Raw genomic sequence first — 26,827 nt, 5'->3', positions numbered from 1 at the left:
CGCTAGAGGTAAGACTTCAAGTAGGTCAAGACTGCCTCCACGTCCTCAAGCCGTCCTTCCGCCAGGGTAGGCCCTGGGCCCACCTTAAAGGTAAGCCCCTTCCCCTTAAGGACCTGGAAAGCGGTCTCGTCGGTGGCGTCATCCCCGATATAGATGGGGGTGTGGCCAGGGTACCTTGCCCAAAGGCGCAACGCCGCCTGCCCCTTGCTCGCGCCCTTTGGCTTCACCTCTAGGACCTTCTTACCGGGGAGGACCTCAAGGCCCAGGCCCCGCAAAAGATCCTCGTGGGCGGCAAGCCAAACCTCCAGGCAAGCGCGGGCCCTTTCCTCGTCCTCCGCCCCCCGGTAGTGGAAGGCCAAGGCAAACCCCTTATCCTCCACCCAAACCCCCGGGCAAGAGGGAAGCACCCGCCGCAAGGGGCCGAGGTCCACGGGGAAAAGGGGATGGCTTTCCCCGCCTATCTCGCCCTCCTCCAAGCCATGCCCCCCCACCACCCTTAGGCCCGGGAGGGGAAGGAGCCTAGCCAAATCTTCCACCCGCCTCCCCGTGATCACGTAAAGGGGATAGCGGACCATCAGGGCCCTCAGGACCTCGAGGGCTCCTGGGTGGGGAAAAGCCTCCTCGGGCCTTGGGGCAATGGGAGCCAGGGTGCCGTCGTAGTCCAGAAGGAAAAGGGGCTTCTCCACCCTCATCCCGCCTCCAAGGAGGAGAGGAAGCGATCCGCCCAGCTTTGGGCATCCAGGGCCTGGATCCTCGCCTTCAGGGCCAGAAGCCTTTCCACCCGCTCCCCATAGGGCATGCGCAAGGCCCTGTCCAGAGCCGCCGCCATACCGTCCAGGTCGTAGGGGTTGACCAAAAGGGCCTCCTTGAGGTGCTCCGCCGCCCCCGCCAGGTTGGAGAGCACCAAGACCCCTTCCGAAGAGGTGTAGGCGTACTCCAGGGCCACCAGGTTCATCCCATCCCGCAAGGGGGTGATGAGGGCCACATCGGCAGCCCGATAGAAGGCGGAAAGCTCCTCCTGGGTGTAGGTCTGATAGAAGTACCGGAGGGGCACCCAGTCCTCCCGCAAGAAACTCCCCAGGATCCGCCCCACCACCTCGTCCACCTGGCGCTTTAGCTCCCGGTAGGCAGCCACCTGGGTGCGGCTCGGGGTGGCGATCTGGAAAAAAGCCACCCGGCCCCGCCAATGAGGATAGGCCTGGAGGAAACGTTCGTAGGCGAGAAGCCTTTCCCGGATCCCCTTGGTGTAGTCCAGCCGGTCCACCCCCAGGATCAGACGGTCCACCCCGGCCAGGCGCCGCAGGCTCCTGGCGTGGGCCCCCACCTCCGGGCTTTGCGAAAGCTCGTGAAACCGATGGGTGTCTATGCCCAGGGGATGGGCCTCCACCCGCACGGTACGCTCTCCCACCCGCACCCTGTTCCCTTCCACGGGAAAGCCGTAATAGGCGGCAGTGCGCAGGAAGTTCTCCGCATACTCCCAGGTGTGGAAGCCCACCAGATCCGCCCCCAAGACCCCCGCCACCAGGGCCCGGCCCCAGGGAAGAATGCGGAAAACCCCGCTGGAGGGCCAAGGAATGTGGAAGAAAAAGCCTATAGGACCCTGGATCCTCTCCCGGAGAAGCCCAGGGAGGAGAAGAAGATGATAGTCCTGCACAAAAACGGTATCACCCTGCCGGTGAATGCGGGCCACCGTCTCAGCAAAGCGGCGGTTCACCCGCAGATAATCCTGGAAATACTCCCGCCTCAGCTCTATTTTCTCCAGGAAGTAGTGGCAAAGGGGCCAAAGGATCCGGTTAGAAAAACCCCCGTAATAGCCTTGCCACTCCCTCTCGCTGAGGAAAACCCTCTCCAAGCGGATGGCACTTTGTCTCGGATGCGCCGTCCGGCCCTTTTCACCCCACTCGGCTGCAGCCACCCAGGTTCCGCCCCGGGCCTCGAGGACCGGCAACAAGGCAGTGGCCAGCCCCCCCACTGCGGGAACCAGACCTTCGGCGGTCAAACGGAAGGGGGCACGGTTGGCCACGATGATCAGGCTCACGAACGTCAGTATAAACCGGGGTCCGGAATTGCTCTTGGATTCCATGCACGAACCAGAGGGACCCTCCTGGAAACCCTTCCACACCCAGGTCATCGGGGTGTAAACTCCGGACATGTGGTGGAAGACAACCGTGGTCTATCAGATCTACCCCCGGAGCTTCCAGGATTCCAATGGGGACGGCGTTGGCGACCTCGAGGGCATCCGGAGAAGGCTGCCCTACCTGAAGGACCTGGGAGTGGGGACCATCTGGCTTTCCCCCTTTTACAAAAGCCCCATGAGGGACTTCGGCTATGACGTGGCCGACTACTGCGACGTGGATCCCGTCTTCGGCACCCTCGAGGACTTTGACCGCCTCTTAAAGGAGGCCCATGCCCTGGGGCTTAAGGTCCTCATCGACCTGGTTCCCAACCACACCTCGGACCAGCACCCTTGGTTCTTGGAATCCAAAAGCTCCCGGAACAATCCCAAGCGGAATTGGTACATCTGGAAAGACCCAGGCCCGGATGGCGGCCCCCCCAACAACTGGCAAAGCTTCTTCGGAGGCCCCGCCTGGACCCTGGATGAAGGTACCGGCCAGTACTACCTCCACCTCTTCCTACCTGAGCAACCCGACCTCAACTGGCAAAATCCCGAGGTGCGGGAAGCCCTCTATGAGGCCATGCGCTTCTGGCTACGGCGGGGGGTGGATGGTTTTCGGGTAGATGTCCTTTGGCTCTTGGCCAAAGACCCCCTCTTCCGGGACGAACCGGGTAGCCCCTTCTGGCGGCCTGGTCTTCCCGATCGCCTGCGCCACGAGCACACCTTCACCGAGGATCAACCGGAAACCTTCGCCTATGTGCGGGAGATGCGTTTTGTCCTGGACGAGTTCAGCGAACCCGGGCGGGAACGGATCATGGTGGGGGAGATCTACCTTCCCCTCCACCGCCTGGTGCGCTACTACCGGGCGGGGTGCCATCTGCCCTTCAACTTCAGCCTGATCACCGAGGGCCTCCCTAACTGGCAACCCGAGAACATCGCCCGCATCGTGGAGGAGTACGAGAGCCTCCTCACCCCCTGGGACTGGCCCAACTGGGTTTTGGGCAACCACGACCAACCCCGGTTGGCCTCGAGGCTAGGAGAATCCCAGGCTCGGGTGGCCGCCATGCTCCTCTTCACCTTGCGGGGCACCCCCACCTGGTACTACGGGGACGAACTGGCCCTGCCCAACGGGGAAATCCCCCCGGAGAGGGTGCGAGACCCCGCCGCCTTGAGGCAGAAGGACCGCACCCCCGCGGGCTACCACACCCTGGGCCGGGACCCCGAGCGCACCCCCATGCCCTGGGATACCTCTCCTTACGCGGGTTTCTCCACCGTGGAGCCCTGGCTTCCCCTAAACCCCGACTGGCCGGTGCGAAACGTGGCCGCCCAGGAGAAGGACCCGAAATCCATGCTCCATCTGGTGAAACGCCTCATCCGCCTTCGCCAAGACCCCGAGCTCCTCTTCGGCCCCTACCGCACCTATTGGGCGAGAAACGGCCTCTACGCCTACCTGCGAGGGAAAGGCCTCCTCATCGCCCTAAACTTCACGGACCGGGAAAAGGCCCTGGACCTACCCCAGGAGGGCAGGGTGGTCCTCTCCACCCACCTGGACCGGGAGGAGGCCGTGGGCAACACCCTCCGCCTACGCCCGGACGAGGGAGTGGTGGTCCGGCTAGGCTAGAGCGGGATGGGAAAGGATCCCTTTGCCCCCTTGGCCGAGGCCTACGAGGCCTGGTACGAGACCCCCCTGGGGGCCTTCGTCATCGCCGAGGAGGAAAAGGCCCTAAGAGCCCTCCTTCCCCCAGGGGAAAGCCTCCTCGAGGTGGGAGCGGGAACCGGCTACTGGCTTAAGCGCCTTCCCTATGCCCGAAAGGTGGGGCTGGAACCCTCCTTGGCCATGCTCCAGGTGGGGCGAAGGAGGGTACCGGAAGCCACGTGGGTAGAAGGGCGGGCGGAGGCCCTCCCCTTCCCCGGGCAAAGCTTTGACGTGGTCCTCCTCTTCACCGTGCTGGAGTTCGTGGAGGACGTGGAGAAAGCCCTCGCTGAGGCCAGAAGGGTCCTGAAGCCCGAGGGAAGCCTTTTGGTGGGGATCCTCGAGGCCCTCTCCCCCTGGGCAGCCCTGTACCGGAGGCTCGGGGAAAAAGGCGTTCTCCCATGGGCCCAGGCCCATTTCCTCACCCGCGAGGACCTGAAAGACCTCCTGGGCCCGCCGGAGGCGGAAGAGGAAGCGGTCTTCCTAGCCCCCGAGGCCAAGCCCCCCTTTCCCGAGGCGGATCAGGCAGGCCTGCGGGCAGGAAACCGCGGGGCCCTATACTTGGGAAGATGGCGGTGAAGGTCCTCTTCGCCCTCTATCCCCTTCTGCAGGGGGACTACCGAGCGGTGGAACAGGCTCTTTCCACCCTGGAGGCCAGCGGGGTGGAGCACCGCGTCTACCCCACCCACACGGAGCTTTCCGGGGAAGAGGAGGCGGTCTTCCGGGCCCTCGAGGCGGCCTTCAAAGCCGCCGCAATGGAGGGAGCCACGGTGATGTGGGCCCTTTTCACCAATGCCTGCGAGGCCAAGGACCCCTTCCGCAGGCCCGAGCGCCTCAAGCGCTTTCCTCCCTTGGCGATTGCCCGAAAGGCCCTGGAGGGCCTCAAGGCTCAAAGCGTCCTGGACATCGGCACGGGCACCGGGGTCTTCGCCGAGGCCTTCGCCTCCCTGGGCCTTTTCACCGTAGGGGTGGACCCCAGGTCCGACCGCCTCGAGGTGGCCCGGGCCAAGGTGAAGAAAGCCCGCTTCCTGGAGGCCCGCGGGGAAAGCCTCCCCTTCCCGGACCAAAGCTTTGACCTGGCCTTCTTCGGCCTGAGCCTCCACCATCTGGACCCTATTCCCGCTTTGAGGGAAGCCGCCCGGGTGGCCAGGCGGGTGGCGGTCTTGGAGTGGCCCTTCCGCCAAGAAGTTGCTTTGCCCGAAGGGCAAACAGACTTGCGTGAGCAAGAGGAAGGCCCACCCCTGGAGCGGAGGCTTTCTCCAGAAAGGCTACAAGTCCTCTTCCAGCAGGCCTTAGGAAGCCCGCCCGTGATCCTTCAGGAGGAAGACTTCACTCTGGCTCTCTGGGAAAACCCCCAGGGGATCTAAAAAATAGGGGGTACTGTACCAAAGGCTTGGCCAGGCCCCTGGGGCCTGGCTTTTTGGTGCCGGGGGCGGGACTCGAACCCGCACGTCCTTGCGGACAGCAGATTTTGAGTCTGCCGCGTCTACCGGTTCCGCCACCCCGGCGCGCGCATCCTAAGGATAAGGCCCCAAAGGAAAAGCGTCAACGCTACCCCCACCGCCCAGTCCCCGTAGCGGACGTAAAGGGTACGGCCCTCCTTCAAGCTGTAGGGAGCCAGGAGATATCCCTCTTGGCGTGGGGGAATCTGGGCCACCACCCGGCCATAGGGGTCTACGCTGGCGGTGATGCCGTCGTTTCCTGCCCGTAAGAGCCAGCGCCCCGTTTCCACCGCCCTAAGCCGCCCCAGGGCGAAGTGCTGCCTGCCGCCGAAGGAAGGCCCAAACCAGGCATCGTTGGTGAGGAGGACCAGCACCCCCGCCCCCTCCCGAACCAAGGCGCGGGCCACGGAGGGAAAGGCGGATTCGTAGCAGATCATGGTTCCATAGGAACCAAGGGGAGCCAACCGGTCCCCTGGCGTCCGGTCCGCCAGCTCCCCTAGGCCAAAGGCGCGGAAGAAAAACCCATACACCCCTCCCAGGGTCTCCCGGAAGGGAAAACGCTCCCCGAAAGGCACCAGGCGCACCTTGTCGTAATGGCCCAGGACCCGCCCCTCCTGGTAGAGAACCGCCCGGTTAGGCCCGTAAAGGTTCAAGCCGGTGAGGAGGAGCCGGTCTTGAAGCAGGCGCTTCGCTTCCTCGGGGATCTGCCACACCGCTGTCTCCGGCCAGACCACCAGTCCCGCCCCCGGGTACTGGGCCAAAGCTTCCTTGGTAAGACGAAGGTAGATCTCCTGATCCAACTCCCCTTGCACCTTGGCCAGGGGGTTAACGTTCCCCTGAACCAAAAGGGCCCTTTCCGGCCCCCCTTCCGGAGGCAAAGGGAAAAGCCACAACACCCCCCAGGGCAACAGAACCCAGTAGCGGCGCTCCCTAAGGCCCCAGGCCACGAGCAAAGCCAAAAGGGAAAGAAGGTACACTCCGCCCCAGGCGGCGAGCACCCGCCCAGGAGCCTCCACCAGGCTGTAGCCTAGGAAACCCCAGGGGAAGGCCAAGTCTCCTTGCTCCGTGAGCCACTCCAGCGCCACCCACCCCCCCACCCGGGCGAGAGGTGTGGGGGTGAGGGCGAAAAGGAGGCCGAAGGAAAGAGCCTTGAAAAGTACCAGGGGAAGGAAGGGCAAAGCCCCAAGGGGGCCGAAAAGCTGGGCGAAGCTTTGAGGAAGCCAGATGAGATGCAAACCCCAAAAGCCAAGGCCCATGAGGAAGCCCGTGCGGAAACCCCCTTGAAGGAGAAGGGCCAGAACCCCAGGGGCCAAAAAGCCCAAGGGGAAAGGAGGAAGGGTAAGGGCCAGGAGGAGACCCAAGAGAAAAGACCGCACCCCTTTAACATAAGGGGTAGAAGGAGGGTTTTCAGGAAGTTTGCCTTAGAGATATGGGAGAATGAGCCCGTGCGCCTTGGCGTCCTCTCGGATATCCACGCCAACCTGCCGGCCCTCGAGGCTGCCCTCGAGGCCCTGCGGGATGAAGGCGTGGACGAGGTCCTGGTGCTCGGGGACCTGGTGGGCTACGGCCCCCATCCCAAGCAGGTCATCCGCCGCCTTCTCAAGGAAGGGCTTCCCGCCATCGCCGGGGCCTGGGACTTGAGGGTCGCCTATCCTCTGCCGGGCACCTTACCCGAAGGAGTGGGCAAGGCCACCCTGGAATGGACTCGGTCCCAACTTTCGGAAAAGGAGCTAAACTACTTGCGCTTCTTGCGTCTTTCCCACCGCAAAACTTATGAAGGAAAACGCCTGGTGGCCTTCCACGGCACCCCTGGTAACCCCGAAAGCCACCTGGACCTCCTGGGCCCGGCCAACCAGCTTGTGCCGCTTCTGGAACGGTACAGCGCCGCGGTCCTCCTCCTGGGAGGACGGCACCTACCCCTTTCCCGCCGGGTGGGCATGGGTCTTGTAGCCGATCCAGGAAGCGTAGGCCTAAGCCTAAGCGGGGAGCCCGGGGCCGACGCCATGATCCTGGACACGGAAACCCTCGAGGTCCGCTTCCTCAAGGTGCCCTACGACCTAGGCCCCCTCATCTTTGACCTCAGGGCCTGGGGACTTCCCCCCGTCCTGGAAAGGGTCTACCGCACCGGGCGCTTCCCCAAGGAGGACTGAGGCCTCGGCCCGAATCCCCTCATCGGGATCCCTTAGAAACCCCTCAATCCCCAAGCCAGCCCGAAAAAGGGCATGGAGGGCCGTGCGGCGCACCAAGGGATGGGGATCCTGGGCTGCCTCCCGCAGGAGATCCTCCCCCAAGCCCAGGTTGCTCAGGACGATGAGGGCATTCCGGGCCATGCGGGCCCTCCCTGGACGGGCGAAGGCGGTATCCCCAAACTTCCGCTGAAAGGCTCTTCCCGAGAGGCGGAAGAACTCCTCCAGGTTGGGATGGGCCAGCTCGGGCTCCGGTCGAAAACCTCGCCACACCTTGCCAAACCGCTCCCAGGGACAGACCTCTTGACAGAGGTCGCACCCCAAAAGCCATTCCCCCATTCCCGGCCAGAGGGCCGGGGGAATGAAGCCCTTATGCTCCACGGTAAGGTAGCTCACGCAAACCCGGGCATCCAGGGTGCCGTCCCCTAAAAGGGCCCCTGTGGGGCAGGAAACCAGGCAACGGGTGCAGCGGCCGCAGCGGCCTGGATGCGGGAAAGGTGCCTCCACCTCCAAAGAGGTGAGAAGAACGCCGATGAAGGCGTGCACCCCAAACCCCTGGGAAAGAAACATGCCGCTTTTCCCAATCCAGCCTATCCCAGTAAGGGCGGCCAGGGTTCGCTCGGGGATAGGCCCGTGGTCCACGTACCCCTTGGCCTCTACGCCCAGGCTTCGGGCCAGGCCCTCGAGGGCCCTGACCTCCTCCCCCAGAACCAGATGGTAGTCCCGGACCCAGGCGTAACGGGCCACCCGGCCCACCCGGATTCCCCCTTTGGGCACCCCGGGGTCAGGGTAGGCGTAGGGGGCGAAGACCACCAGGGCGCTTCGCGCCCAGGGAAAGCGGTGCTCCAGGTGGAAACGAGCCTCCACGCCTCGTTCCAGATAGGCCATTCCCCCGTGCCGTCCCTCGGCCAGGAAGCGCCGGAAGCGGCCCTCCGCCTCCTCCGGTATGGCCAGGGGCGCCCAGGCGTAAAGAAGCCCCCGCTCCCGAAGGGCTTCCTCTAGAAGCGGGCGGGCCTCCACGGCTTCACTGTAGGGCAAAGGCCGAGGGGAAGCCGGTATAATCCCCGGCATGGAAGAGGTGAAGATCGCCCTCCTGGGCGGAGGCACCGTGGGTAGCGCCTTTTACACCCTGGTCCAGGAGCGCCTCGAGGACTTCCATGCCCTGGGCTTCTCCCCTCGGTTTCTGGGGGTACTGGTGCGGGATAGGACCAAGCCCAGGCCCATCCCCGACGAACTCCTGCACACCGAACCCATGGACCTCCTGCAGGCGGACGTGGTGGTGGAAGCCATGGGTGGGGTGGAAGCCCCCCTCAGCTTGGTCCGCCCGGCCCTGGAAGCGGGTATCCCTCTCATCACCGCCAACAAGGCCCTTCTGGCGGAGGCCTGGGAGGCCCTGCGCCCCTTCGCTGAGGAAGGGCTCATCTATCACGAGGCCAGCGTCATGGCCGGCACCCCGGCCCTATCCTTTTTGGAAACCCTCAGGGGAAGCCAGCTTGTAGAGCTCCACGGGATCCTGAACGGCACCACCCTCTACATCCTCCAGGAGATGGAAAAGGGGCGGACCTATGAGGAAGCCCTCCTCGAGGCCCAGCGTCTGGGCTACGCCGAGGCGGATCCCACCCTGGACGTGGAGGGCATAGACGCCGCCCACAAGCTCACCCTTTTGGCCAGGCTTCTGGTGGACCCTGCTTTCCCCTTCCCGGAGGTGAAAACCCAGGGCATTACCCGCCTCACCCCGGAAATCCTCCAAACCGCCCAAGCCCAAGGGGAAAAAGTACGCCTGGTAGCAAGCCTCTACGGGGAGGGTGGGCGCTGGCGCGCGGCGGTGGCCCCCAGGCGCCTGCCGCAGGACCACCCCTTGGCCCGGGCCCAGGGCAACATCCTGTGGGTGCGGGCAAGGCCCCTGGGCGAGGTCTTCGTGACGGGACCGGGAGCCGGGGGCGGGGCCACGGCCAGCGGCCTCCTCGCCGACCTCTTTCGCTTCCTCTCCGGCCACCTGGGCCACCTGCCCGCCCCGGCCCCAAAGCCTCCCACGGAAGAGGGAACCCCCTTCCCCGGGGTAGAATAAGGGCGTGCCCTTCCTGGACCTTCTCCACCCCGTGAGCAAGGCTTTCCGGAACCCTTGACGGCTTAGCCCCCTAGGGGGAAACATATCCCCATGCGGCTTCCCCTCATCGAACGGTACCGGGCCCACCTTCCCGTGTCCCTCAACACGCCCGTGATCTCCCTTTTGGAGGGCTCCACCCCCTTGATACCCTTAAAAGGCCCTGAGGAAGCCCAAAGACGGGGCATACGCCTCTATGCCAAGTTCGAGGGGCTGAACCCCACGGGAAGCTTCAAGGACCGGGGCATGACCCTGGCGGTTTCCAAGGCGGTGGAGGAAGGGGCGAAGGCGGTGGCGGCTGCCAGCACGGGAAACACCGCCGCCAGCGCCGCCGCCTACGCCGCTCGTGCGGGGATAAGGGCCATCGTCATCCTGCCCGCGGGCTACGTGGCCCTGGGCAAGGTGGCCCAGAGCCTGGTCCATGGAGCGCGGATTATCCAAATCGAAGGCAACTTTGACCAGGCCTTGGCCCTTACCAAGGCCCTCACCGAGGCCTATCCCGTGGCCTTGGTGAACTCCTTGAACCCCTACCGCCTGGAAGGCCAGAAGACCCTGGCCTTCGAGGTGGTGGACGAGCTGGGGGATGCCCCCCACTACCACGCCCTGCCCGTGGGCAACGCCGGCAATATCACCGCCCACTGGATGGGCTACAAGGAATACCACGCCCTGGGCAAGACGAGCCGCCTCCCCCGGATGCTGGGCTTCCAGGCGGCGGGCGCTGCCCCCTTAGTCCTGGGGCGGCCTGTGGAGAAGCCGGAAACCCTGGCCACCGCTATCCGCATCGGCAACCCGGCCAGCTGGCAAGGAGCCATGCGGGCCAAGGAGGAATCCGGCGGGACGATAGAGGCGGTGACAGACGAGGAAATCCTCCTCGCCTACCGCTACCTGGCCCAGGAGGAAGGGATCTTCTGCGAGCCCGCCTCCGCCGCCGCCATGGCCGGGGTGTGGAAGCTCCTCAGGGAGGACCGGTTGGATCCGGGAAGCACCGTGGTCCTCACCCTCACGGGCCACGGCCTCAAGGACCCGGCCACGGCGGAAAAAGTGGCCAAGCTTCTACCCCCGGTGCCAGCGAACCTCGAGGCGGTGGCCGAGGCCGCGGGGCTATTGTGATAAGCTTGGGCCATGTCCGAGGCCAAGAGCACCCCCAAAAGGCCCAAGGAGCCCTTCCCCGGAGCCTACTACCTGGCAGGGGCCATCACCATCGCCCTCATGCTTTTCTTTATGGTCCTGGGAGCCACCCTTCCCCCCGGGATAGCGGGGTTCCTGGTGGCCTTCGTCCTGGGCCTCACCGTAAACCCGAGGTATGTCCCCTTCTTCCTCCTGGCGGGGGTCTTCTCCGCGGTTATGGGCTTTTTGGGGCAGGAGCCCCAGGTGGCCTGGGGCGGGGTGGCCCTGGCCCTTTCCCAGGTGCTGGTCAAACGCTTTAACTGGACCTGATGAACCCTAACCGCCTATCCCAAAGCCTGGCTTTCCTGGGTGTGGCCGCCTACACCTACTTCCTCTTCCTACGCCCCAACCAGGAGGGAATGGCCCTGGCCGTGGGCCTCTTCGTGGGCACCATGGGCGTCGCCTATGGGGAGAAGCCCTTTCTTGTGCCCTTCTTTGTGGGGCTTTTCGCCTTGCTCTTCCTCCTTCAGCTCCTCTTCGGCCACCCCATCCCCTTCCTCACAGGAGGTGCCCTGGGGATAGGCCTTCCCTACCTGGTCTACCGCTTGCGAAAGCCCGCCAGGTAGAGGAGGGTTCCAAGGAGCATCCCCTCCCCCAGGGAGGGTAGGTAAAGGAGGAGTTCCCGAACATCCAGGCGCAAGTAGAGGAGGAGGGGCCAAGGGGTGAGGGCCCAGACCAAGCCCGGCCTGCCGTAACCCGCCGCCAGGAAGATTCCTGCACCAAGGCCCTTTAGGTAGGCCAGCCACCCCGAGCCCAGTTCGTTTTGATACATAAACCAGATGAGATTAACCCAGATCCCCAAGGCCCAGAGGGGAAGGCGGTTCTGCCAGCGGAAGGCCAGGAAGAGGAGGAGCAAAAACCCCAGCACCTCAAGCACGGGCCACCTCCCGGGAGCTATGGGCCTCGAGGTAGGCCACCAGGACCTCCAAGGCCTTCTCCACCGCCTCATCCAGATCCTCGCCAGGGATGACGGGGATCCCCTCCTCCTGGGCCCAGCGGAGGAGGTGCTCCTGGATGAGGCGGATTTCGGCGAAATGGGTGAGATATTTCTCCTGCGGCCGGGCGTGGGCCGTCTCCCGGTCCCTAAGGAGAAAGCGGTCCCGGTGAAGCTTCTCGTCCTGAAGCACCACCAGCATGGGTACAGTGAGGACCCGCTCCCGGTAAGGATGGTCCAGGTAACGGGGGACCACGTGAACCCCTTCCAGAACGATGGAGGTCCCCTCGAGGGCGCTTCGCTCCTGAATAGCCCGCAAGCCCACCGCCACCCGGGCCACCTGGTCCAAAAAGCCCCGCATCACCCGCACCTCATGGCTTTCCTCCCCGCTCAGGTCCGGCAGAAGGGCTTTCCAGGCCTCAAAGGTGGAAAGGTGCAAGGTGGGAAGGAGATCCTGGGAAAGGGAGGCCCGGAAGACCTCCCGCACGGCATCGGAGGGGACGATGTGGGTGATGCCCAAGCGGTAGGCCAGGGCCGAGGCCAGCACGCTCTTTCCCACCCCAGTCACCCCACCGATGAGGATGTGCACCGGGCGGGCGCTTCGCCTCAGGCTTCTAAGGAGCAGGTACCGCCTGGCCACCTCCTCCCCCGCCTCCTTTAGAAGGGCCTGGTACACCCTTTCCCGAAGCTCATTCCGCCGAATTACCCTCCGCCCCTCCTGGCGCAGGGCCCTTTCCATCTCCCGGGCAAGCCCGTATGCCCGCTCGGGGGAAAAGCCAATGCCCATCAGGGACTGGGCCAGGATACCTTTGGAGAAAGGCATCCGAGGTTCGCCGCTTTCCTCCTCCACGAAAAGCTCCCCGGCGAAGGCCTGGCGCTGGAGGTAGCGCCTGCGAGCCCCCTTGCCCAGGGCCCGGCCCACCACCTGGGCCACCACCTCTTCCAAGCGGCGGGCGGAGATCTGCCTGACCCCTTCCTGCCTGAGATACCCTTCCACTTCCTTGGCCAGGTCGTGGGCTTCCTTCAAGGAAAAACCCGCCTCCTCGAGGCTCCTCGCCAGAAGCCCTTTGGAAAAGGGACGGCGCTTCCTCCCCTGGAGCACCAGGATCTCCTCAAAGGGAAGGGTCTGCCTGGAAAGCCTATCCGCCACCTCCTCCCCCAGGGCCCGGGCCACCTCCTCCAAGAAAACCCGGCGCAAGACCCGAGGGGGCACGGCCAGCTGCCCCTCCGCCTTCAACCTCTCCTCCACGGTGTGGGCCACGGCTTGGGCGGCCTCGAGGGGCACCCCCAAGGGCAAAAGCGCCTCCACCAGAAGCCCCTTGGAAAGAGGCCACCTTCCTCTGCGCAGGCGAACAAAAACCTCAGCCATTCTCTGGCATCATAGCACTTTACTCATGAGAATGGCCTTTCTTGACAGGCCTTTTCCCCGCGTGCTACCATACCTTACGGCTTGGCGCCGTAGCCAAGTGGTAAGGCAGAGGTCTGCAAAACCTCCATTCGCCGGTTCGAATCCGGCCGGCGCCTCCAAAGCATGGGCGCGTAGCTCAGGTGGCCAGAGCACTACCTTGACACGGTAGGGGTCGGTGGTTCAAGTCCACTCGCGCCCACCAAGAACCCCCGGGAAACGCCCGGGGATTTGTCTTGGGTTTACCTGGACCCACTCCCTAGCCTCCCCGTGCACCTGTGGGCCCGTGGAGAGGAATGCCGACGTTTGAACCTCCCCATCGCCCCTCAAGGGGGCGGAGAAAACCCAACCCCCCACCACCCCAAGGGGTGGAGGGCTGAGGCGTTGCGGGGCTAAAGCCCGCTAGCGCTCGGGATTGGGGCGGAAGAGGCGCTGGACCTCGGGATCAGGGGATACCTCGGCTGGACCCAGAGACTGAGAAGACGTGCCCGTACGGCAACGAATGCGGTAGTCCCAGGCAGTACCCGTATCAGGCCCCACCACTATCACCCTAAAGGTGTCCTGTCCCGCTATCTTGCGGAAGATGTTGTCAAACTGCCCCATGCCCGGCCCAGAGATGCCCCCAGGGTACTTGGGATCGCCGTTGTACCAACTATCACCCCGCCAACCCGTATCGAGTACCTGTGTACCCACGGGGTACTCCACAAAGATGCGGTCGGGTATGGAGTATGTGTCAAAGGCGATGTCGAATACAGCCCCATCGGGAATGGCACTGATATCCCAATCGTCCCGGGTAATCCCGTAACCCCCGCTGTTGGCAGCCCGCCAGACATTGCAGATGTTCAGGTTGTAATCGTTGCTTTGCTCGGGCATCTCAATGTAAATGGGAATCACCTGGCTAACCTTGTTTGCCCCTGCAGTGAGCTGAATGGTTAGCCCGTAGGCACCAGAATCCTTGTAAGCGTGGGAAATGCTTTCCTCATGAGGACTACGCCCAGCACTAACATTCCGGCTTCCCGTGGCGCCATCACCGAAATTCCAGCTTAGGGAGAAGTTGGCCGTCTGCTCTATCAGGTGCAGAACCTTGATGCGGAAGACATAAGTTTCATCCTTCTTACCATTGGAGATTTGGGCGGGTGTGACCTCCATGTTAGGACCCAAGGTGTAGCGGATGCCGCGGGAATTTGTCCGCACCTCGTAGCAAGCATAGAGGTTGCTGTAGGCCACGACGTCGTAGACAAAAGCCAGGGCATCGAAAACTGAAGGCACCACCAAGAAGCGCCCGAAAGACTTGATGCCCTTGAGTCTTCCTAATTTCTGCTCAATCCGCTGTGCCGCCCATTCCTCAAGAACAATCTGCCTACGCAAGCTTCCTGCTTCCCACTTTAGCACAGGCTCACCGACTAATGAGTAATATCTTTTGTTTACGCTTCCATCTTGGTTAAAGAGGCTGCCAGAAAGTTTGCCCATTTTCTTGTAAGTTTCCTGCAATTCTATCAATTGAGCCTTATACTTATCCGCAAGCTTCTTCCACTGGGCATCCTCACTCTTTCTCAGGTTTGGGTCGCCGAGTTCCGCACGTATTTTATCCAGAGCATCTCTTGCGGCCTGGAGCTTTATCCTATGGAGGTTTAGCTTGTCTTGAGTTTCTTGTATACTTCTATCTACATCGTGTAAGTAAACCTCCACTCCAGCGTTGGCAGTTGCAGCTAACATCGACACCACATCCTGGTCCAGGGCTGCATCCGCAAAGTCCGCAACTACACCCACCCCTGGAATAAACCCCGCCGCCAGAAGCCCAGCCTCAACCCACCCCCTCCTGGTGGCTTCACCGTTTAGGACATGCAGGAGATCCTGGAGGGGGAAATTCCCGTTGGTTGGAGCCCAGCCCCCAGGCGCTGAAGGCACCAGGCATAGCAGGTATCTATCTCCTGGAGAACCAGAGAGGCCCAACACCTTTTTGGAAGGACCCGTAAGCCACCGTAAAGACAAATCTGCCTCAGGGAGAATCTCGGCCCTCGAGAAGAGAATGCGTTCTTCATTATAATCCATCCAGCCTACAGCCCATGTGATGGCAGTGTTATTGGTCACCTCGAGGCCGCTCCCAACAAAGCTGAGGGTTGGAAGCGCTCGATGCTGGGTCTGAGGCTCTACTGTGTTCGGCAGGCTGACAATCCGGTCAGCGACAAGATCACCTGCGATCTCAGCACTAAGGGAAATGATTTCCTCGTCCTCATAGGGGCTTTGGTTACGTAGCAACGCATCTCGTATCCTGCCTACCAGCTCACCGTAACGGGGGTGCTGCCGCACCAGGTTTTCGGCCGCCTCTAGGGAGGGAAGACCAAGCATCACCCAGTCTATCCAGTCCCAGTAAGCAACCATGTGGATGGCCGTGCTCTCTACATCAATGGCCACCTGCCTGTCTCCCGGCTTGATAAGGGCCGCCCCCAGCAGAAGGATGGGATCTTCGTCGTTCTTGGGCACGCTGTAAGCCTTTGCAACCGAGTAGAAGCCCTCAGGGCTTCCCACCAAATAGGAACCCGCACTCAGGGTTTGCACGGGAGTCGGTTTAAGGCCGCTGGTGACCGCAAGCTGAAGGCTAGTGGGAAGCTGAACGTTTACCGTTACAGCATTCACCGGGATGCTCGCCTGCTGGAAAAATTCGGAAAAGTAGTTGCGAGGAGGAGGTACCGCTGCTTGCCTTCCACAACCCGCGAGCACCAGCATACCTGCCATCAAGACCCCAAGAAGAACCCGAGCCACCATTGACCGTCACCTCCTGTTCCCAAAACTGGGCTCCGAACCCACGCACCAGGCGTTGCCCGAAACCCTGGCCGAGAGAGGGATACCACCTCTCGTTAACCCTTATGGTAGGACCATCGACTTACAAAACTCTTAAACCGCAGGGAGTCACCCCGTAAACTAACCTCCATGTCGGCCTGTTTGTTCTACCTCTCGGCCCTCTTCCCTCCCCTCCTCGCCTACGCCATCCTCTTTTGGGCCCCTACTCCTTATAAATCCCTCTTAACCAGGCGCCGGCATAGGGTACCCTTCCTCACGCTCCTCATCATGCTTATGGGCTTTCTCTGGTCCTGGATCGAGAAGGGTCCCAAGGCAGCCCTCGCATTCCTACCTCCCCTAGGAGCTTTCTTTCTGGGAGGAGAGCTCCTGAACAGAAGTTCCCTCCGCTTTCCCCTATGGTGGGGCTCCTACCGCTTCCAGTGGGTAACCCTTCTGGTGCTTCCCTGGGGCACGGGGGTTTTTCTGTTTTGGCTGGGGGTTTTGCATCTAGAACCCCCTTTGCTCGTAGGGGGAGCGCTTCTTGCACTCCTAGGCTTTATGCCCCTGAAGCGTTACCTTCTCGAGGGCCTCGAGGCACTATGCCAGCCCCCGGGGGGACACGATGGGGGAGGATAGTAGCACCATCCCACCTTGATCTTGTGAGGGTGGAGCCGAAAGCCCAGGGGAGGGAACCGTCATCGGTTTTCCCCAGGCCTCCTAAACTTAGTCACCCCCCGCCCACCAACAACCCTAGGAAGCAGCCCCGGGGGATTTTCCTATCCCAGGCGCGCCACCGGCGCCAGGGGGTGGAACTCGGCCTCCTCCGGGAGAAGGCGCCGCTTCTTGGCCCGCCGGTACACCCCATCCCACATGCGGCAGAAGGAACACACCGCCCCCGTGGTGGGGTAGCCGCAGCGCTCGCACTCCCGCAACCGCACTTCCTCGGCCACCTGCAAGCGAGGCTGGATCCTATCCAGAAAACCCTCCAGGAAGCGCAGCTTGGCCCCGGGCATCTCCCGCTCCACCAGGTTTAGGGCCTCCTTGTAAAGGAGGCTCTTGGCCCCCTTGGCGTTGGGGCACTCCTCGTGCAGGTAGCGGATACCCCTCAGGAGGGCATAGGAGAGGACTTCCCGCTCGCTGAAGCGGTAGAAGGGCTTGATGCGGGCGGCCAGGCCCGGTTTCTCCGGCAGGAGGGGCCCCTGGCGGGCCAGGGCATCCTCCTGGGGGTTGAGGAGGTTGCCGAAGAGCACCGCGGCCTCATCGTCCAGGTTGTGGCCCGTGGCCACCACCCTGAACCCCCCCTCCACCGCCACCTGGTTGATGATGTAGCGCTTGGAAAGCCCGCAGGCGGAGCAGGCCACCCGCCCCGAAAGCTGGGCCAGCTCCGGCACCCCGAAGCCGTAGGCCTCCTTGAGGTCCACCACCCAAAGCTCCAGCCCCCGCTCCTGGGCGAAGCGACGGGTGACCTCGAGGCTCCTCTCGGAATAGGCCCCAATCCCCAGCTGGAGGTGCAGGCCCACCGCCTGGTAGCCCAGGCGGTGGAGGACATCCCATAGGGCCAGGGAGTCCTTGCCGCCGGAGACGGCTACCAGCACCCGCTCCCCCGGGGAGAGCATGCGGTGGCGGCGGATGGCCCGCTCGGTTTCCTTCACGAACCAGTCCAGGTAGTGCCCCTTGCAAAGGGCCAGGCCCCGGGAGCGCACCTCCACCTGGGCCTTTTCCCCGCAGACCTTGCAGACCATCCTAGCCTCCAGAGATGGCGGAGAGGACCTCTATGGTCTCCTCCTCCCCCACCCGCTCCTCCAGGGTGAGGAGCTCCTCCCCCCGCACGGCCACCACGGTCTCCGGGTTGAGCCCCAGCTCCCGGAGGACCTCCTTAAGGGGTCTATCCCCCCGGACCTCCACCTCCTTGCGCTCGGGTAGGCGCAGAACGACCCTCACCCCGCTAGTCTAGCAGGTAGGGGCGCACCAGCTCCGTGAGCCGCTCCAGGGTGAGGCGGTTGCGCTTCTCAATCTCCCCCTTCCGGGGAATCTCGGGGTAGGCCCCCTCGGGGTCGTGCAGGGTGGGGGTGAGGGGCTTGCCGAGCCGTGCCTCCCAGGTCCTGAGCCACCCCTCAGGCAGGCGCTCGGGGAGGGGAAGGCCGTGGAAGACGTGGTAGAGAAGGGCCCAGACCCGCACGGTGGCGTCCAGGCTGTACCCGCCCCCCAGGGTGAAGAGGACCCTGCCCCCGGCGTAGGCCTCGGCGTACTGCAGGATGAGGGGGAAGAGGCGGGCGTAGGCCCGGGTGGTGAGGAGGAGGTCGGCCAGGGGGTCCAGGAAGTGGGCATCGGCCCCTGCCTGCACCACCAGCACATCCGGGCGGAAGGCCCCAAGAGCCCAAGGCACCAGGGCCTCAAAGACCTCCAGGTAGCTTTCGTCCTCGGTGAAGGGCTCCAGGGGCAGGTTGAGCTTCCTCCCCACCCCCTCTCCCCGCCCGATCTCGTGCACGTGGCCCGTTCCCGGGAAAAGGTAGCGCCCCGACTCGTGGAGGCTCAGGGTCAGGACCCCCTCCTCCTCGTAGTGGATCCATTGCACTCCATCCCCATGGTGGACGTCTATATCCAAGTAGGCCACGCGAAGCCCAGCGCGGGTCAGGTGGCGGATGGCCACGGATAGATCGTTGTACACGCAAAAGCCGCTGGAGCGGTCGTACTGGGCGTGATGTAGACCCCCGCCCAGCTGGAGCACCCGCTTCTCCCCGGCCAGGATCCGCCGGGCTCCCTCCAGGGTGCCCCCCACCAGGATCCTGGCTGCCCGGTCCATGCCGGGAAAGACTGGGGTGTCCCCCGTGCCCAAGCCGTAATGCTCCAAATCGGGCACCCTCTCCCCCCGGCTTACCGCCTCCACCCGCTTCACCAAGCGCTCGGAATGCACGGAAAGCACGTCCTCCCGGGTGGCCTCTTGCGGGACCAGGGGTTCACGCCACACCCCCAGGGCTTGAAGAAGGGAGGTGAGCATCTCCAGGCGCACCGGGCTGAAGGGGTGGCTGGGACCGAAGTTGTACAGGCGGTACTCGTCCCGGTAGATCACCATGGCTTCTTGGGGGGCCAGAGCACCTCAAATCCTTCCTGGCGTAGCCCCTCCGCAAGAAGGTGGGTTTCCAAGGTATTCACCCGCACCACCGCCCGCACCCTGTCCCCATCCTCTGGATACGAGAGGAGGGAGTGGATGTTGATCCCCCGGCCCGCCAAAAATCCCGTGAGCCGGGCCAGTTCCCCCACGCGATCGGGGAGGCGCACCTCGAGGCGGCCCGAGGGCTCCGTGACCCCGGTGAGCTTAAGGAGCGCATCCAAAAGATCAATCCCCGTGACGATCCCCACCAAAGCGCCATCCTCCAGCACGGGCAGGGAGCCGATCTTCCTTTCCCGCATCACTCGGGCGGCCTCCTCCACGGGATCCAGAGGATGGGCGGTGACCACCTCCTGGGTCATCACCTCCGCCACGCGGGTGCACCCGGGGCAAGGTCCCTTGGGGTTTAGGTGGCTGGTGGCCAGGCGGATATCCCGGTCGGTGATGATTCCCACCAGCCTTCCCTCCTCCATCACCGGCAGGTGACGGATGCCCTTTTCCAAAAGGAGGCGGTAGGCCTCCTCGAGGGTCACCCCGGGCTCCACCGTGATCACGGGGAAGCGCATCACGTCCTGGACCAACATGAAAAAAGTATACCCCGGCGGGATCCGCCGGGGCCTTATCCCCAAAACCTACAAGATGTCGTCCCGGATGCAGGCCTTATAGTGGCCGGGAGCCACCTCCTTAAGCTCCGGCACCACCTGGGCGCACTCGGGGAGGGCGTAGCGGCAGCGGGTGCGGAACACGCATCCGGAAGGGGGATTGATGGGCGAGGGGATATCCCCTTGGAGGACGATCCTCTCCCGCTTCACCGTGGGGTCGGGGATGGGTACCGCCGAGAGCAGGGCCTCGGTGTAAGGGTGCTTGGGATTGCGGTAAAGCTCCTTCGAGGAGGCAACCTCCATCACCTTGCCCAGGTACATCACCGCCACCCGGTCGGAGATGTACTCCACCACCGCCAGGTCGTGGGCGATGAAGAGGAGGGTCAGGCCCAGCTCCTCCTTAAGGTCCTGGAGGAGGTTCACCACCTGGGCCTGGATGGACACATCCAGAGCGGAAACCGGCTCGTCGGCCACGATGAAGTCCGGGGCCACCGCAAGGGCGCGGGCGATGCCGATCCTTTGCCTCTGGCCGCCCGAGAACTCATGGGGGTAGCGGCGCATGTGGTCCGGGGAAAGCCCCACCAGCTTAAGAAGCTCCGCCACCCTTTCCGTGCGTTCCTGGGGCGTCTTGCCGATCCCGTGGATGATGAGGGGCTCGGCGATGATGTCCCCCACGGTCATGCGGGGGTTCAAGGAGCTGAAGGGATCCTGGAAGATGATCTGCATGCGGCGGCGGTAGGGGCGGAGTTTGTCCTTGGGCAGGTCCGTGATGTCCTGCCCATCGAAGAGGATGCGCCCCCCCGTGGGCTCGATGAGGCGGAGCAGGGTCCGGCCCACCGTGGTCTTGCCGCTTCCCGACTCCCCCACCAGGCCAAGGACCTCCCCCTTCTTGATGGCGAAGGAAACCCCGTCCACCGCCTTGACGCTTCCCACCACCCGGGAGAGAATCCCGCCGCGGATGGGGAAGTACTTCTTCAGGTCCCGGACTTCCAGGAGGACATGGTTTTCCTTCATGCCCGTACCTCCCGGATCTCCCGCCAGCGCACGCACCGCACCCGGCGGCCGTCACCCGTGTCCTCTAGGGGCGGCACCTCCCGGTCGCAAAGGCCTTCCACATAGTGCTTGCACCGGGGGTGGAAGGCGCAACCGGGGGGCAGGTACAAGGGGTTGGGCACATTGCCGGGGATGGCCTCGAGGCGCTCCCTCCGCTCCGCCGCCAGGTCCAGCCGGGGCACGGAGTGCAGAAGCCCCTGGGTATAGGGGTGCAGGGGATCCTTGAAAAGGGGCACCACGTCCGCCTCCTCCACCGCCCGCCCCGCGTACATCACCACCACCCGGTCCGCCATCTCCGCCACCACCCCCAGGTTGTGGGTGATGAAGAGGATGCTCATGCCGATCTCCTCCTGGAGCTTCTTCATGAGCTCCAGGATCTGGGCCTGGATGGTCACGTCCAAAGCCGTGGTGGGCTCGTCGGCGATGAGGAGGGAGGGATTGCAGGAAAGGGCCATGGCGATCATCACCCTTTGCCGCATTCCCCCGGACATCTGGTGGGGGTAGTTGGCAAGCCGCTTCTTGGGCTCAGGAATCCCCACCAGGTCCAGCATGTGGGCCGCAAGCTCCATGGCTTCCCTGCGGCTTTTCCCCTGGTGGAGCATGATGGCCTCGGCGATCTGGTCCCCCACCGTGTACACGGGGTTCAAGGAGGTCATGGGCTCCTGGAAGATCATGGCGATGTCGTTGCCCCTGATCCTCCGCATCTCCGCCTCGGACAGCTTGGTCAGGTCCCGGAGCTCCCCGTCCTTGCCGCGGAAGAGGATCTCCCCGGCCACGATCCTACCCGGAGGCGTGGGAATGAGCCGCATGATAGAGAGGGCCGTCACGCTCTTCCCGGAGCCCGACTCCCCCACCACCGCCAGGGTTTCCCCTTTGTCCACATGGAAGGAAACCCCGTCCACCGCCTTCACCACTCCGTCATCGGTGAAGAAGTGGACTTTAAGGTCTCTCACCTCCAGTAACCGCTTTTCATCCATGCGTACTCCTTTGAGCACCGCCGTCTAAACACCTCATCCGTTATACGCCATACCGGGTCAAAAGAGAAGGGCCTACTGCCTCCGCCTGGGGTCAAAGGCATCCCGCAGACCATCCCCCACAAAGTTCCAAGCCATGATGGACACGAAGATAAAAAACCCCGGCCAAAGCACCCAGGGACGATCCACAAAACTAGCAAAACCGCCCTGCTGGGCCGATTGCAGGAGAAGCCCCCAGCTGGTGTAGGGCTCCGTGACCCCAAGCCCTAAGAAGGAAAGCCCGCTTTCCCCCAGGATAAAACCCGGGATGGTCAAGGAAAGGCTGACAATAATGTAGCTTGCGGTAGCCGGCAGCACGTGGCGGGCAATGATCCGGGCATCCGAGGCTCCCAAGGCCCTTGCCGCTTGCACGTAGTCCATCTCCCGCACGGAGAGGACGATTCCCCGCACCACCCGGGCCAACCCCCCCCAGCCGATGAAGCCCAAAAGCCCTACCACCAGGTAGAAGGTGAAAAGGGGGTCAACGTTGGTGGGGAATACCGCCCGTAAGGAAATAAGGAGGAAAAGGGTGGGAATGGCGGCGATGATCTCCACCAGGCGCATGATGAGGTTGTCCGGGTCTAGGAGAAGCGGACGAAAAGGCAGGGTTCTAGCAAGAAAATAGGCAAACCATAAGGCAGCTAACGCCGCCAAAATCTGGAGAACCCCAAGGCCGGTAAGCGTGTAGTACGCCCAAGCCAAGTACAAGGCCCCGAAGGCCAACCCCCCCCAGACGGCCCAAGAAAGAGGCCCCAAAAGCAAGCCCCGCCCTCGCCACGCTTGAAGAGGCAAGGAGAGGGCAAAGGGCCGGCCGGAGAAATATCCAGCGATCCCTCCCAGCACCAGCCCCAAGACGAAGGAAACCAGGGCTGAGAGAATGCCAATGGTGAGGGAAACCTGCCCACCATAGACCAGGCGGCTATAAAGGTCGCGGCCAAAGTTATCCGTACCCATCAGGAAGATGCGGCCTGGGGGATCCACCCCGAAAAGGCGCAAATCGGAGCGGAATACCCTGAGAATGGTGTAGGGTTGCTCAGGGGTGCGCACGAAAAAGCGCAGGTAGAACTTTCCCTGGGATGGATCCTCCTCGTAGCGTGGCTGCAAAGAAATGGGGTCAATACTCCGCTTGGTGGCATAGACAAAGGGTCGGCTAAGCCGCCCCGTTTCCGGATCCACAAAATGGATCCGAGTGGGTGGATGGTGGCCCTTTGGGGGATAAAGCTCATAATAGTTGGGATCGTAAGGAGTGAAGAAACCGGCAAAAAGGGCAAACGTGTAAAGCACCAGAAGGATCCTGAGACCCCAAACCGCCAGCGGGTGCTTGCGGAACTGGCGCAGGGCCACCTGGGTGAGGCTTTGCGCTTGGTGGGTTTTGACAGCAGATGCCCGCATAGAGCCCCCTACTCGTAGCGAATCCTGGGGTCCACCCAGGTCAAAAGGAGGTCGGAAAGCAGATTACCCACCATCAGGAGGACTAAACCTATGGTTAGGAAGCCAGCTACCATGTAAAGGTCTTGTTGCTGCAAGGAGTCAAGAAGAAGCGGAGTAATCCCAGGCCAAGCCATGACCACCTCCACCAACCCTGCTCCTGAGATCAGCCCAGGCAAAATGCCGCCTATGTTGGCCACAAAAGGGATGACGGCGTTCCTAAGGGCATGCTTGTAGACCACTACCCGCTCCGCCAAGCCCTTGGCCCGAGCGGTGCGGATGTAATCCTGGGAGAGAACCTCCAGCATCTGCCCCCGCATGACCCGGGAAAAACCTGCGATGTCACTGGTGGTTACCACGATGATAGGAATCACCGCATGCCAGGCGATGTCCAAGATCTTTTTCCAGGAGTCGAACTGCTCGAAACCGCTACTGGTCATGCCCGACACCGGGAAAACCATCACTCCCGTGCGGAAGTAGACCTGAAGGATCAGGTACATGAAGATAAGGGCCAGAAAAAAGTTGGGGATGGCCAGGCCAATGTAGGCTAAAAAGGAAATCACTCGGTCCCCAACGGAGTACTGGCGCAAAGCGCCATAGACTCCCACGGGAATGGCTACCAGGAAAAGGAGCAGGGTAGACGGCACCACGATGACCATGGAGTTGACCACCCGGGGCCAGATAACGTCCAGCACCGGGGCCTGGTAGGCAAAGGAATAGCCCAGATTGAGATGCAAAAGGTTATGCATCCAAAGGAGGTACTGCTCATGGATGGGCCGATCCAGGCCAAACTGGGACCTAAGGCGGGCAATGGTCTCTGGGGTCACCTTGGGATCCAGCTCCAGCTGGGTCAGATAATCCCCCGGGGCCAGCTGGATGATGAGGAAGGCCAGGAAGGTAGCCCCGAAGAAGGTGGGGATCAGGTAAAGGATTCGGCGAAGGATGTATGCGGTCATGGCTTCCCAAAGGATCCCCGGGGCCGCTAGACCCCGGGGATACCCTACGGCTAGCTCATTTCTTGATGAAGGTCAGCTCCAGCTGCCGCTGGCCCCAGATGCTGCTGATGATGGCATCGGGGTGCTCCCCACCCAGGCGGTTGTTCCAGGCGGGGTGGTAGTTGGGCCCGGCGATGTAGATGACAGGAAGGAGCTGGGCCTCGATCTCCTGCATGCGGTAGCCGATTTCCACCCGCTTCTTGAAGTCAAGCTCGGTGCGGCCCCGGGAGTAAAGGGCGTCCAGCTGGGTTTCCCTGGGATCCAGGCACTGGCCCGACTTGTTCCACATGTGCAGGTTGCCCTTGCAGGGCACCACGTTGGAACCAAAGGGCCAGTCCAGACCACCGCCGGTGAGGCCGATGATGATGGCGTCAAAGGGCCGGTCAGGACCGGAGGAAAGGAGCTGCCCCACCAGGGTGTTGAAGTCGATGGCGGTGAAGTTCACCTTCACCCCCACCTTCTTGGCCTCGTCCACGATGAGCTTGGCGATCTGCTCCCGCTGAACATTACCGGCGTTGGTGGAAAGGTTGAACTCAAGCCTCCGGCCCTTGGAGTCTACCAGGTAGCCGTCCCTATCCTTCTTGGTGAAGCCCAGCTCCGCCAGGAGTTTGGCCGCCTGCTGCAGGTTGTACTCGTACTTGGGCACCTTGGGGTTCACCCACTGGGTGAGCACCGGGTAGACGCTGCTGTACATGGGGGTGCCCAGACCGCCATAGACGATGTCGATGACCGCCTGGCGGTTCACGATGTGGCTCATGGCCCGCCGGAACTTGTCGGAGCGGAAAAGGCTTTGCTTGAAGGGATCCGAGGCCTTGTTCCAGTTGAAGACCATGAACTGGCTGCTGGCCACCGGGGAAGCGTTCACCTTGATGGTGGCGTCCAGGCGGCCCTGCTGGATGGCCTGGCGAATCTGGGAGATGTGGTCCACGGTGGCGGGGGCCATGAGGTCGATGTTCCCCGCCAGGAACTCCGCCAACTGGGCGTTGGTGTCCTTGACAATACGGATTTCACGGCGGTCCAGATAGGGCAAGGGGTTCCCCGCTTCATCCTTGTTCCACTCGCCAAAGGCGGGGTTACGCTTCAAGACCAGGCGCTCACCCGGGCGGTAGCTCTCGATGAGCCAAGGCCCGCCGGAAACAATGTTTTCCGGCTTCTCGTTCAGGGTCCACATCTTCTTGATGCCCTCTGCCCCCTCCCTTTGGTAGACGGGCCCAAAGATATGGGCCGGCCAAGGGGCAAAGCTGGCCACGGCAAAGGCTTCCGCATCCGTCTTGGGATAGATGAAGCGGATGGTGTAGTCGTCAATCTTGCGCAGGGTGATGGGCTTCCCATCTATGAAGAAGGAGTCATAACTATTGGACCCCACCGCCTTATCCGTGTGGATGCGCCAGGTCATGATCCAGTCGTCGGCGGTGATGGGTTGGCCGTCGGACCACTTCATCCCTCGGCGGATTTTGAAGGTGATCTCCAGCTTATTGGGGCTTACGGTCCAAGACTCCGCCATGTAAGGGATCCAGTCCCCGGTGGTGGGGTCACGGCGCACCAAACCGATAGGCCCAGCGAGAAGGCTAGGAACATTGCCCGCCTCCGCCGTGATGAAGGGGTTAAAGGTCCGGTAGTCCGAGATCACCGCTTCCCGGATGGTGCCACCCCGCTTCACCTCAGATGGCTTGGCCACTGTCCACTTCTGGGGCCAGACAAAGGGCTGGGCGCTGGCTACCCCCGCCAGGGCTATAAAGCCCACCAAAGCTGCCAAGGCTCTTCTCATATCGTCTGCCTCCTCAGACTTGACCGTTATACCGCATAGAGCCCCAGGAACCTGAGGGCGGAGAGGGGATGGAAGGAGAAGGTCTCCAGGGCCGCCTTCTTCTTCCGCACCCCCCTGCGGTACAGCAGGGACACCAGAAAGGCCCGGAGGACCGCCAAGACTTGCGCCCCCACGCCCCGCACCTGGCAGGCGTCCTCATGGAGGAGGACGTCCCGTACCCAAAAGGACCGGTTCTCCACCTCCCACCGGGAAAGGAGAAGCTCCCCAAGCCGCCTCGCGTCCGCCTCCTCGGCTCCCAAGCTGGTGAGGGCGTAGCTCGCCGCGCGCCGTACCTCCCCCGTCCCCTTGTGCACCACCTCCCGCTCCACCCGCACCACCTGTCGGCACCCGGGAAAGGCCAAGAGCGCATCCGGCAGATAAGGGGAAGCCCAGACCCGGTAGGTCCACACCTCCCCGTCCCGCACCACCTCCCAAGCTGACTCCGTCTCCCCGGGAAGCCGCCTTTCCTCCATCCCCTTGAATACCTCCAGAGCCCACTCCAGCAGTTCCCCCTGGTTGGCCTTCAGGACGAAGAGGTATGCCCCCCTTTTTCCACCACCTTCCCCGCCACCTCCGGGTACAGGTACCCCGCGTCCCCCACCACTACCTTCCCTTTGAGCCCCTCCGCCCCCAGGCGGTCCAGGAGCTCCAGAAGCGCTTGGTCCTCCCTCCCCTCCACCCGGGCCTGGGCCAGGGTGGTCTTGAGGTGCAGGGCCAGGACCTCCACGAGCCTGACCTGGGGGCTCTTCCCCTTGCCGCTTCCCCGGAGGTGCTTCCCGTCCACCACCAGGACCCCTCCCAGGTCCACCTCGGGGAAGACCTGGAGGAGGGCCTCCTGGAGCTTCTTTGGGTCCAGACGGTGAAGGAGGAGGGTGAGGATGGTGTGGCCCGGGGGGTTGCGCAGGCCCAGGTGGGGCAAGAGGTGAGGGTTGGCCCGGGCGAAACGTTCCACGCCGCGCAGGGAGTCCACGCGGGCGAGAAAGGCCACCAAG

24 protein-coding genes, 3 tRNA genes and 1 pseudogene are annotated in these 26,827 nt (G+C 63.1%); 10 read left to right on the top strand and 18 right to left on the bottom strand.

Annotated elements, in window-relative coordinates; genetic code table 11:
• Nucleotides 1-2: 2 nt before the first annotated feature.
• Together otsB and G584_RS0108580 are read right to left on the bottom strand one after the other, a co-directional pair.
• Entirely contained in the window at nucleotides 3-692 is a 690-nt protein-coding gene (otsB, locus tag G584_RS0108585; RefSeq protein WP_028494266.1) for a trehalose-phosphatase, read from the bottom strand.
• Nucleotides 689-2,038: an alpha,alpha-trehalose-phosphate synthase (UDP-forming) gene (locus tag G584_RS0108580; protein ID WP_028494265.1), complete on the bottom strand. Its 1,350-nt coding sequence runs from the start codon at nucleotides 2,036-2,038 to the stop codon at nucleotides 689-691. Before G584_RS0108580 ends, otsB begins: the two co-directional genes overlap by 4 nt.
• 112 nt (nucleotides 2,039-2,150) lie before the next feature.
• Between G584_RS0108580 and G584_RS0108575 the strand changes: the two genes are divergently transcribed.
• From G584_RS0108575 to G584_RS0108565, 3 genes are read left to right on the top strand one after another with little or no spacing between them, the layout of a single operon-like run.
• Nucleotides 2,151-3,737, top strand: coding sequence for an alpha-amylase family glycosyl hydrolase (locus tag G584_RS0108575; RefSeq protein WP_028494264.1), 1,587 nt, complete (start codon nucleotides 2,151-2,153; stop codon nucleotides 3,735-3,737).
• 6 nt (nucleotides 3,738-3,743) lie between these two features.
• Nucleotides 3,744-4,388, top strand: a complete 645-nt coding sequence (locus tag G584_RS0108570) for a class I SAM-dependent methyltransferase (RefSeq protein WP_028494263.1) — start codon at nucleotides 3,744-3,746, stop codon at nucleotides 4,386-4,388.
• On the top strand, nucleotides 4,379-5,176 hold the full coding sequence (locus G584_RS0108565; protein WP_028494262.1) for a class I SAM-dependent methyltransferase: 798 nt from the start codon (nucleotides 4,379-4,381) through the stop codon (nucleotides 5,174-5,176). Before G584_RS0108570 ends, G584_RS0108565 begins: the two co-directional genes overlap by 10 nt.
• Nucleotides 5,177-5,230: 54 nt before the next feature.
• Here the strand turns inward: G584_RS0108565 and G584_RS0108560 are convergent.
• Together G584_RS0108560 and lnt are read right to left on the bottom strand one after the other, a co-directional pair.
• Nucleotides 5,231-5,317 (bottom strand) — tRNA-Leu (locus G584_RS0108560).
• The gene (gene lnt, locus G584_RS12505) at nucleotides 5,296-6,627 is read right to left on the bottom strand and encodes an apolipoprotein N-acyltransferase (RefSeq protein ID WP_028494261.1); all 1,332 of its coding nucleotides are present in this window, start codon (nucleotides 6,625-6,627) and stop codon (nucleotides 5,296-5,298) included. The genes G584_RS0108560 and lnt overlap by 22 nt, the downstream gene beginning before the upstream one ends.
• Nucleotides 6,628-6,696: 69 nt before the next feature.
• Here lnt and G584_RS0108550 point away from each other — a divergent pair, with 69 nt between their 5' ends.
• A complete protein-coding gene (locus G584_RS0108550) occupies nucleotides 6,697-7,401 on the top strand; it encodes a metallophosphoesterase family protein (RefSeq protein ID WP_028494260.1) in 705 nt (234 codons plus the stop codon).
• Here the strand turns inward: G584_RS0108550 and queG are convergent.
• A complete protein-coding gene (queG, locus tag G584_RS0108545) occupies nucleotides 7,309-8,457 on the bottom strand; it encodes a tRNA epoxyqueuosine(34) reductase QueG (protein ID WP_028494259.1) in 1,149 nt (382 codons plus the stop codon). The two genes, G584_RS0108550 and queG, sit on opposite strands and share 93 nt — an antisense overlap.
• 49 nt (nucleotides 8,458-8,506) lie before the next feature.
• Here queG and G584_RS0108540 point away from each other — a divergent pair, with 49 nt between their 5' ends.
• The 4 genes from G584_RS0108540 to G584_RS0108525 all read left to right on the top strand — a co-directional run bounded on the left by G584_RS0108540 (nucleotide 8,507) and on the right by G584_RS0108525 (nucleotide 11,274).
• Nucleotides 8,507-9,505, top strand: coding sequence for a homoserine dehydrogenase (locus tag G584_RS0108540; RefSeq protein WP_028494258.1), 999 nt, complete (start codon nucleotides 8,507-8,509; stop codon nucleotides 9,503-9,505).
• A gap of 90 nt (nucleotides 9,506-9,595) precedes the next feature.
• Nucleotides 9,596-10,651, top strand: coding sequence for a threonine synthase (gene thrC / locus G584_RS0108535; protein ID WP_028494257.1), 1,056 nt, complete (start codon nucleotides 9,596-9,598; stop codon nucleotides 10,649-10,651).
• Between the two features lie 12 nt (nucleotides 10,652-10,663).
• Nucleotides 10,664-10,978, top strand: coding sequence for a hypothetical protein (locus tag G584_RS0108530; protein ID WP_028494256.1), 315 nt, complete (start codon nucleotides 10,664-10,666; stop codon nucleotides 10,976-10,978).
• Complete coding sequence (locus G584_RS0108525) at nucleotides 10,978-11,274, top strand: hypothetical protein (RefSeq protein ID WP_028494255.1); 297 nt, start codon at nucleotides 10,978-10,980, stop codon at nucleotides 11,272-11,274. Before G584_RS0108530 ends, G584_RS0108525 begins: the two co-directional genes overlap by 1 nt.
• On the opposite strand, the gene G584_RS0108520 is transcribed toward G584_RS0108525, so the two are convergent.
• Nucleotides 11,247-11,585, bottom strand: a complete 339-nt coding sequence (locus G584_RS0108520) for a hypothetical protein (protein ID WP_028494254.1) — start codon at nucleotides 11,583-11,585, stop codon at nucleotides 11,247-11,249. The two genes, G584_RS0108525 and G584_RS0108520, sit on opposite strands and share 28 nt — an antisense overlap.
• Nucleotides 11,578-13,011 carry an ATP cone domain-containing protein gene (locus G584_RS0108515; RefSeq protein WP_028494253.1) on the bottom strand — a complete coding sequence of 478 codons (1,434 nt, stop codon included), beginning with the start codon at nucleotides 13,009-13,011 and terminating at the stop codon, nucleotides 11,578-11,580. Before G584_RS0108515 ends, G584_RS0108520 begins: the two co-directional genes overlap by 8 nt.
• Nucleotides 13,012-13,094: 83 nt before the next feature.
• On the opposite strand from G584_RS0108515, the gene G584_RS0108510 reads away from it, so the two are divergent.
• Together G584_RS0108510 and G584_RS0108505 are read left to right on the top strand one after the other, a co-directional pair.
• Nucleotides 13,095-13,169 (top strand) — tRNA-Cys (locus G584_RS0108510).
• A 6-nt stretch (nucleotides 13,170-13,175) separates the two neighbouring features.
• Nucleotides 13,176-13,252, top strand: a tRNA-Val gene (locus G584_RS0108505).
• A gap of 197 nt (nucleotides 13,253-13,449) precedes the next feature.
• Here the strand turns inward: G584_RS0108505 and G584_RS0108500 are convergent.
• From G584_RS0108500 to G584_RS13220, 11 genes and pseudogenes are all read right to left on the bottom strand, one after another.
• Nucleotides 13,450-15,774 (bottom strand): PKD domain-containing protein, encoded by a 2,325-nt coding sequence (locus tag G584_RS0108500; RefSeq protein ID WP_169378090.1) that lies wholly within the window; start codon nucleotides 15,772-15,774, stop codon nucleotides 13,450-13,452.
• An 830-nt stretch (nucleotides 15,775-16,604) separates the two neighbouring features.
• Entirely contained in the window at nucleotides 16,605-17,570 is a 966-nt protein-coding gene (ttuA, locus tag G584_RS0108490; RefSeq protein ID WP_028494250.1) for a tRNA-5-methyluridine(54) 2-sulfurtransferase, read from the bottom strand.
• A 1-nt stretch (nucleotide 17,571) separates the two neighbouring features.
• Nucleotides 17,572-17,769: a sulfur carrier protein TtuB gene (gene ttuB, locus G584_RS0108485; protein ID WP_018111835.1), complete on the bottom strand. Its 198-nt coding sequence runs from the start codon at nucleotides 17,767-17,769 to the stop codon at nucleotides 17,572-17,574.
• Nucleotides 17,770-17,773: 4 nt separating this feature from the next.
• Entirely contained in the window at nucleotides 17,774-18,901 is a 1,128-nt protein-coding gene (locus G584_RS0108480) for an acetoin utilization protein AcuC (RefSeq protein WP_028494249.1), read from the bottom strand.
• Entirely contained in the window at nucleotides 18,895-19,521 is a 627-nt protein-coding gene (locus tag G584_RS0108475) for a CBS and ACT domain-containing protein (RefSeq protein ID WP_028494248.1), read from the bottom strand. The genes G584_RS0108480 and G584_RS0108475 overlap by 7 nt, the downstream gene beginning before the upstream one ends.
• Nucleotides 19,522-19,569: 48 nt before the next feature.
• On the bottom strand, nucleotides 19,570-20,553 hold the full coding sequence (locus tag G584_RS0108470) for an ABC transporter ATP-binding protein (protein WP_028494247.1): 984 nt from the start codon (nucleotides 20,551-20,553) through the stop codon (nucleotides 19,570-19,572).
• Nucleotides 20,550-21,569: an ABC transporter ATP-binding protein gene (locus G584_RS0108465; RefSeq protein WP_028494246.1), complete on the bottom strand. Its 1,020-nt coding sequence runs from the start codon at nucleotides 21,567-21,569 to the stop codon at nucleotides 20,550-20,552. Before G584_RS0108465 ends, G584_RS0108470 begins: the two co-directional genes overlap by 4 nt.
• A gap of 72 nt (nucleotides 21,570-21,641) precedes the next feature.
• Nucleotides 21,642-22,997, bottom strand: coding sequence for an ABC transporter permease (locus tag G584_RS0108460; protein WP_028494245.1), 1,356 nt, complete (start codon nucleotides 22,995-22,997; stop codon nucleotides 21,642-21,644).
• Nucleotides 22,998-23,005: 8 nt separating this feature from the next.
• Nucleotides 23,006-23,989, bottom strand: a complete 984-nt coding sequence (locus G584_RS0108455) for an ABC transporter permease (RefSeq protein WP_028494244.1) — start codon at nucleotides 23,987-23,989, stop codon at nucleotides 23,006-23,008.
• A gap of 55 nt (nucleotides 23,990-24,044) precedes the next feature.
• A complete protein-coding gene (locus G584_RS0108450) occupies nucleotides 24,045-25,796 on the bottom strand; it encodes an ABC transporter substrate-binding protein (RefSeq protein WP_028494243.1) in 1,752 nt (583 codons plus the stop codon).
• A gap of 26 nt (nucleotides 25,797-25,822) precedes the next feature.
• Nucleotides 25,823-26,827 (bottom strand): annotated as a pseudogene (locus G584_RS13220) (ISAs1 family transposase); the annotation flags it as partial.

Origin of the sequence: Thermus antranikianii DSM 12462, from assembly GCF_000423905.1 — a bacterium.
Taxonomy (GTDB): Bacteria; Deinococcota; Deinococci; order Deinococcales; family Thermaceae; genus Thermus; species Thermus antranikianii.
Note: the sequence above shows the minus strand (reverse complement) of the source record. Positions and strands in the feature narration are given on the sequence as shown.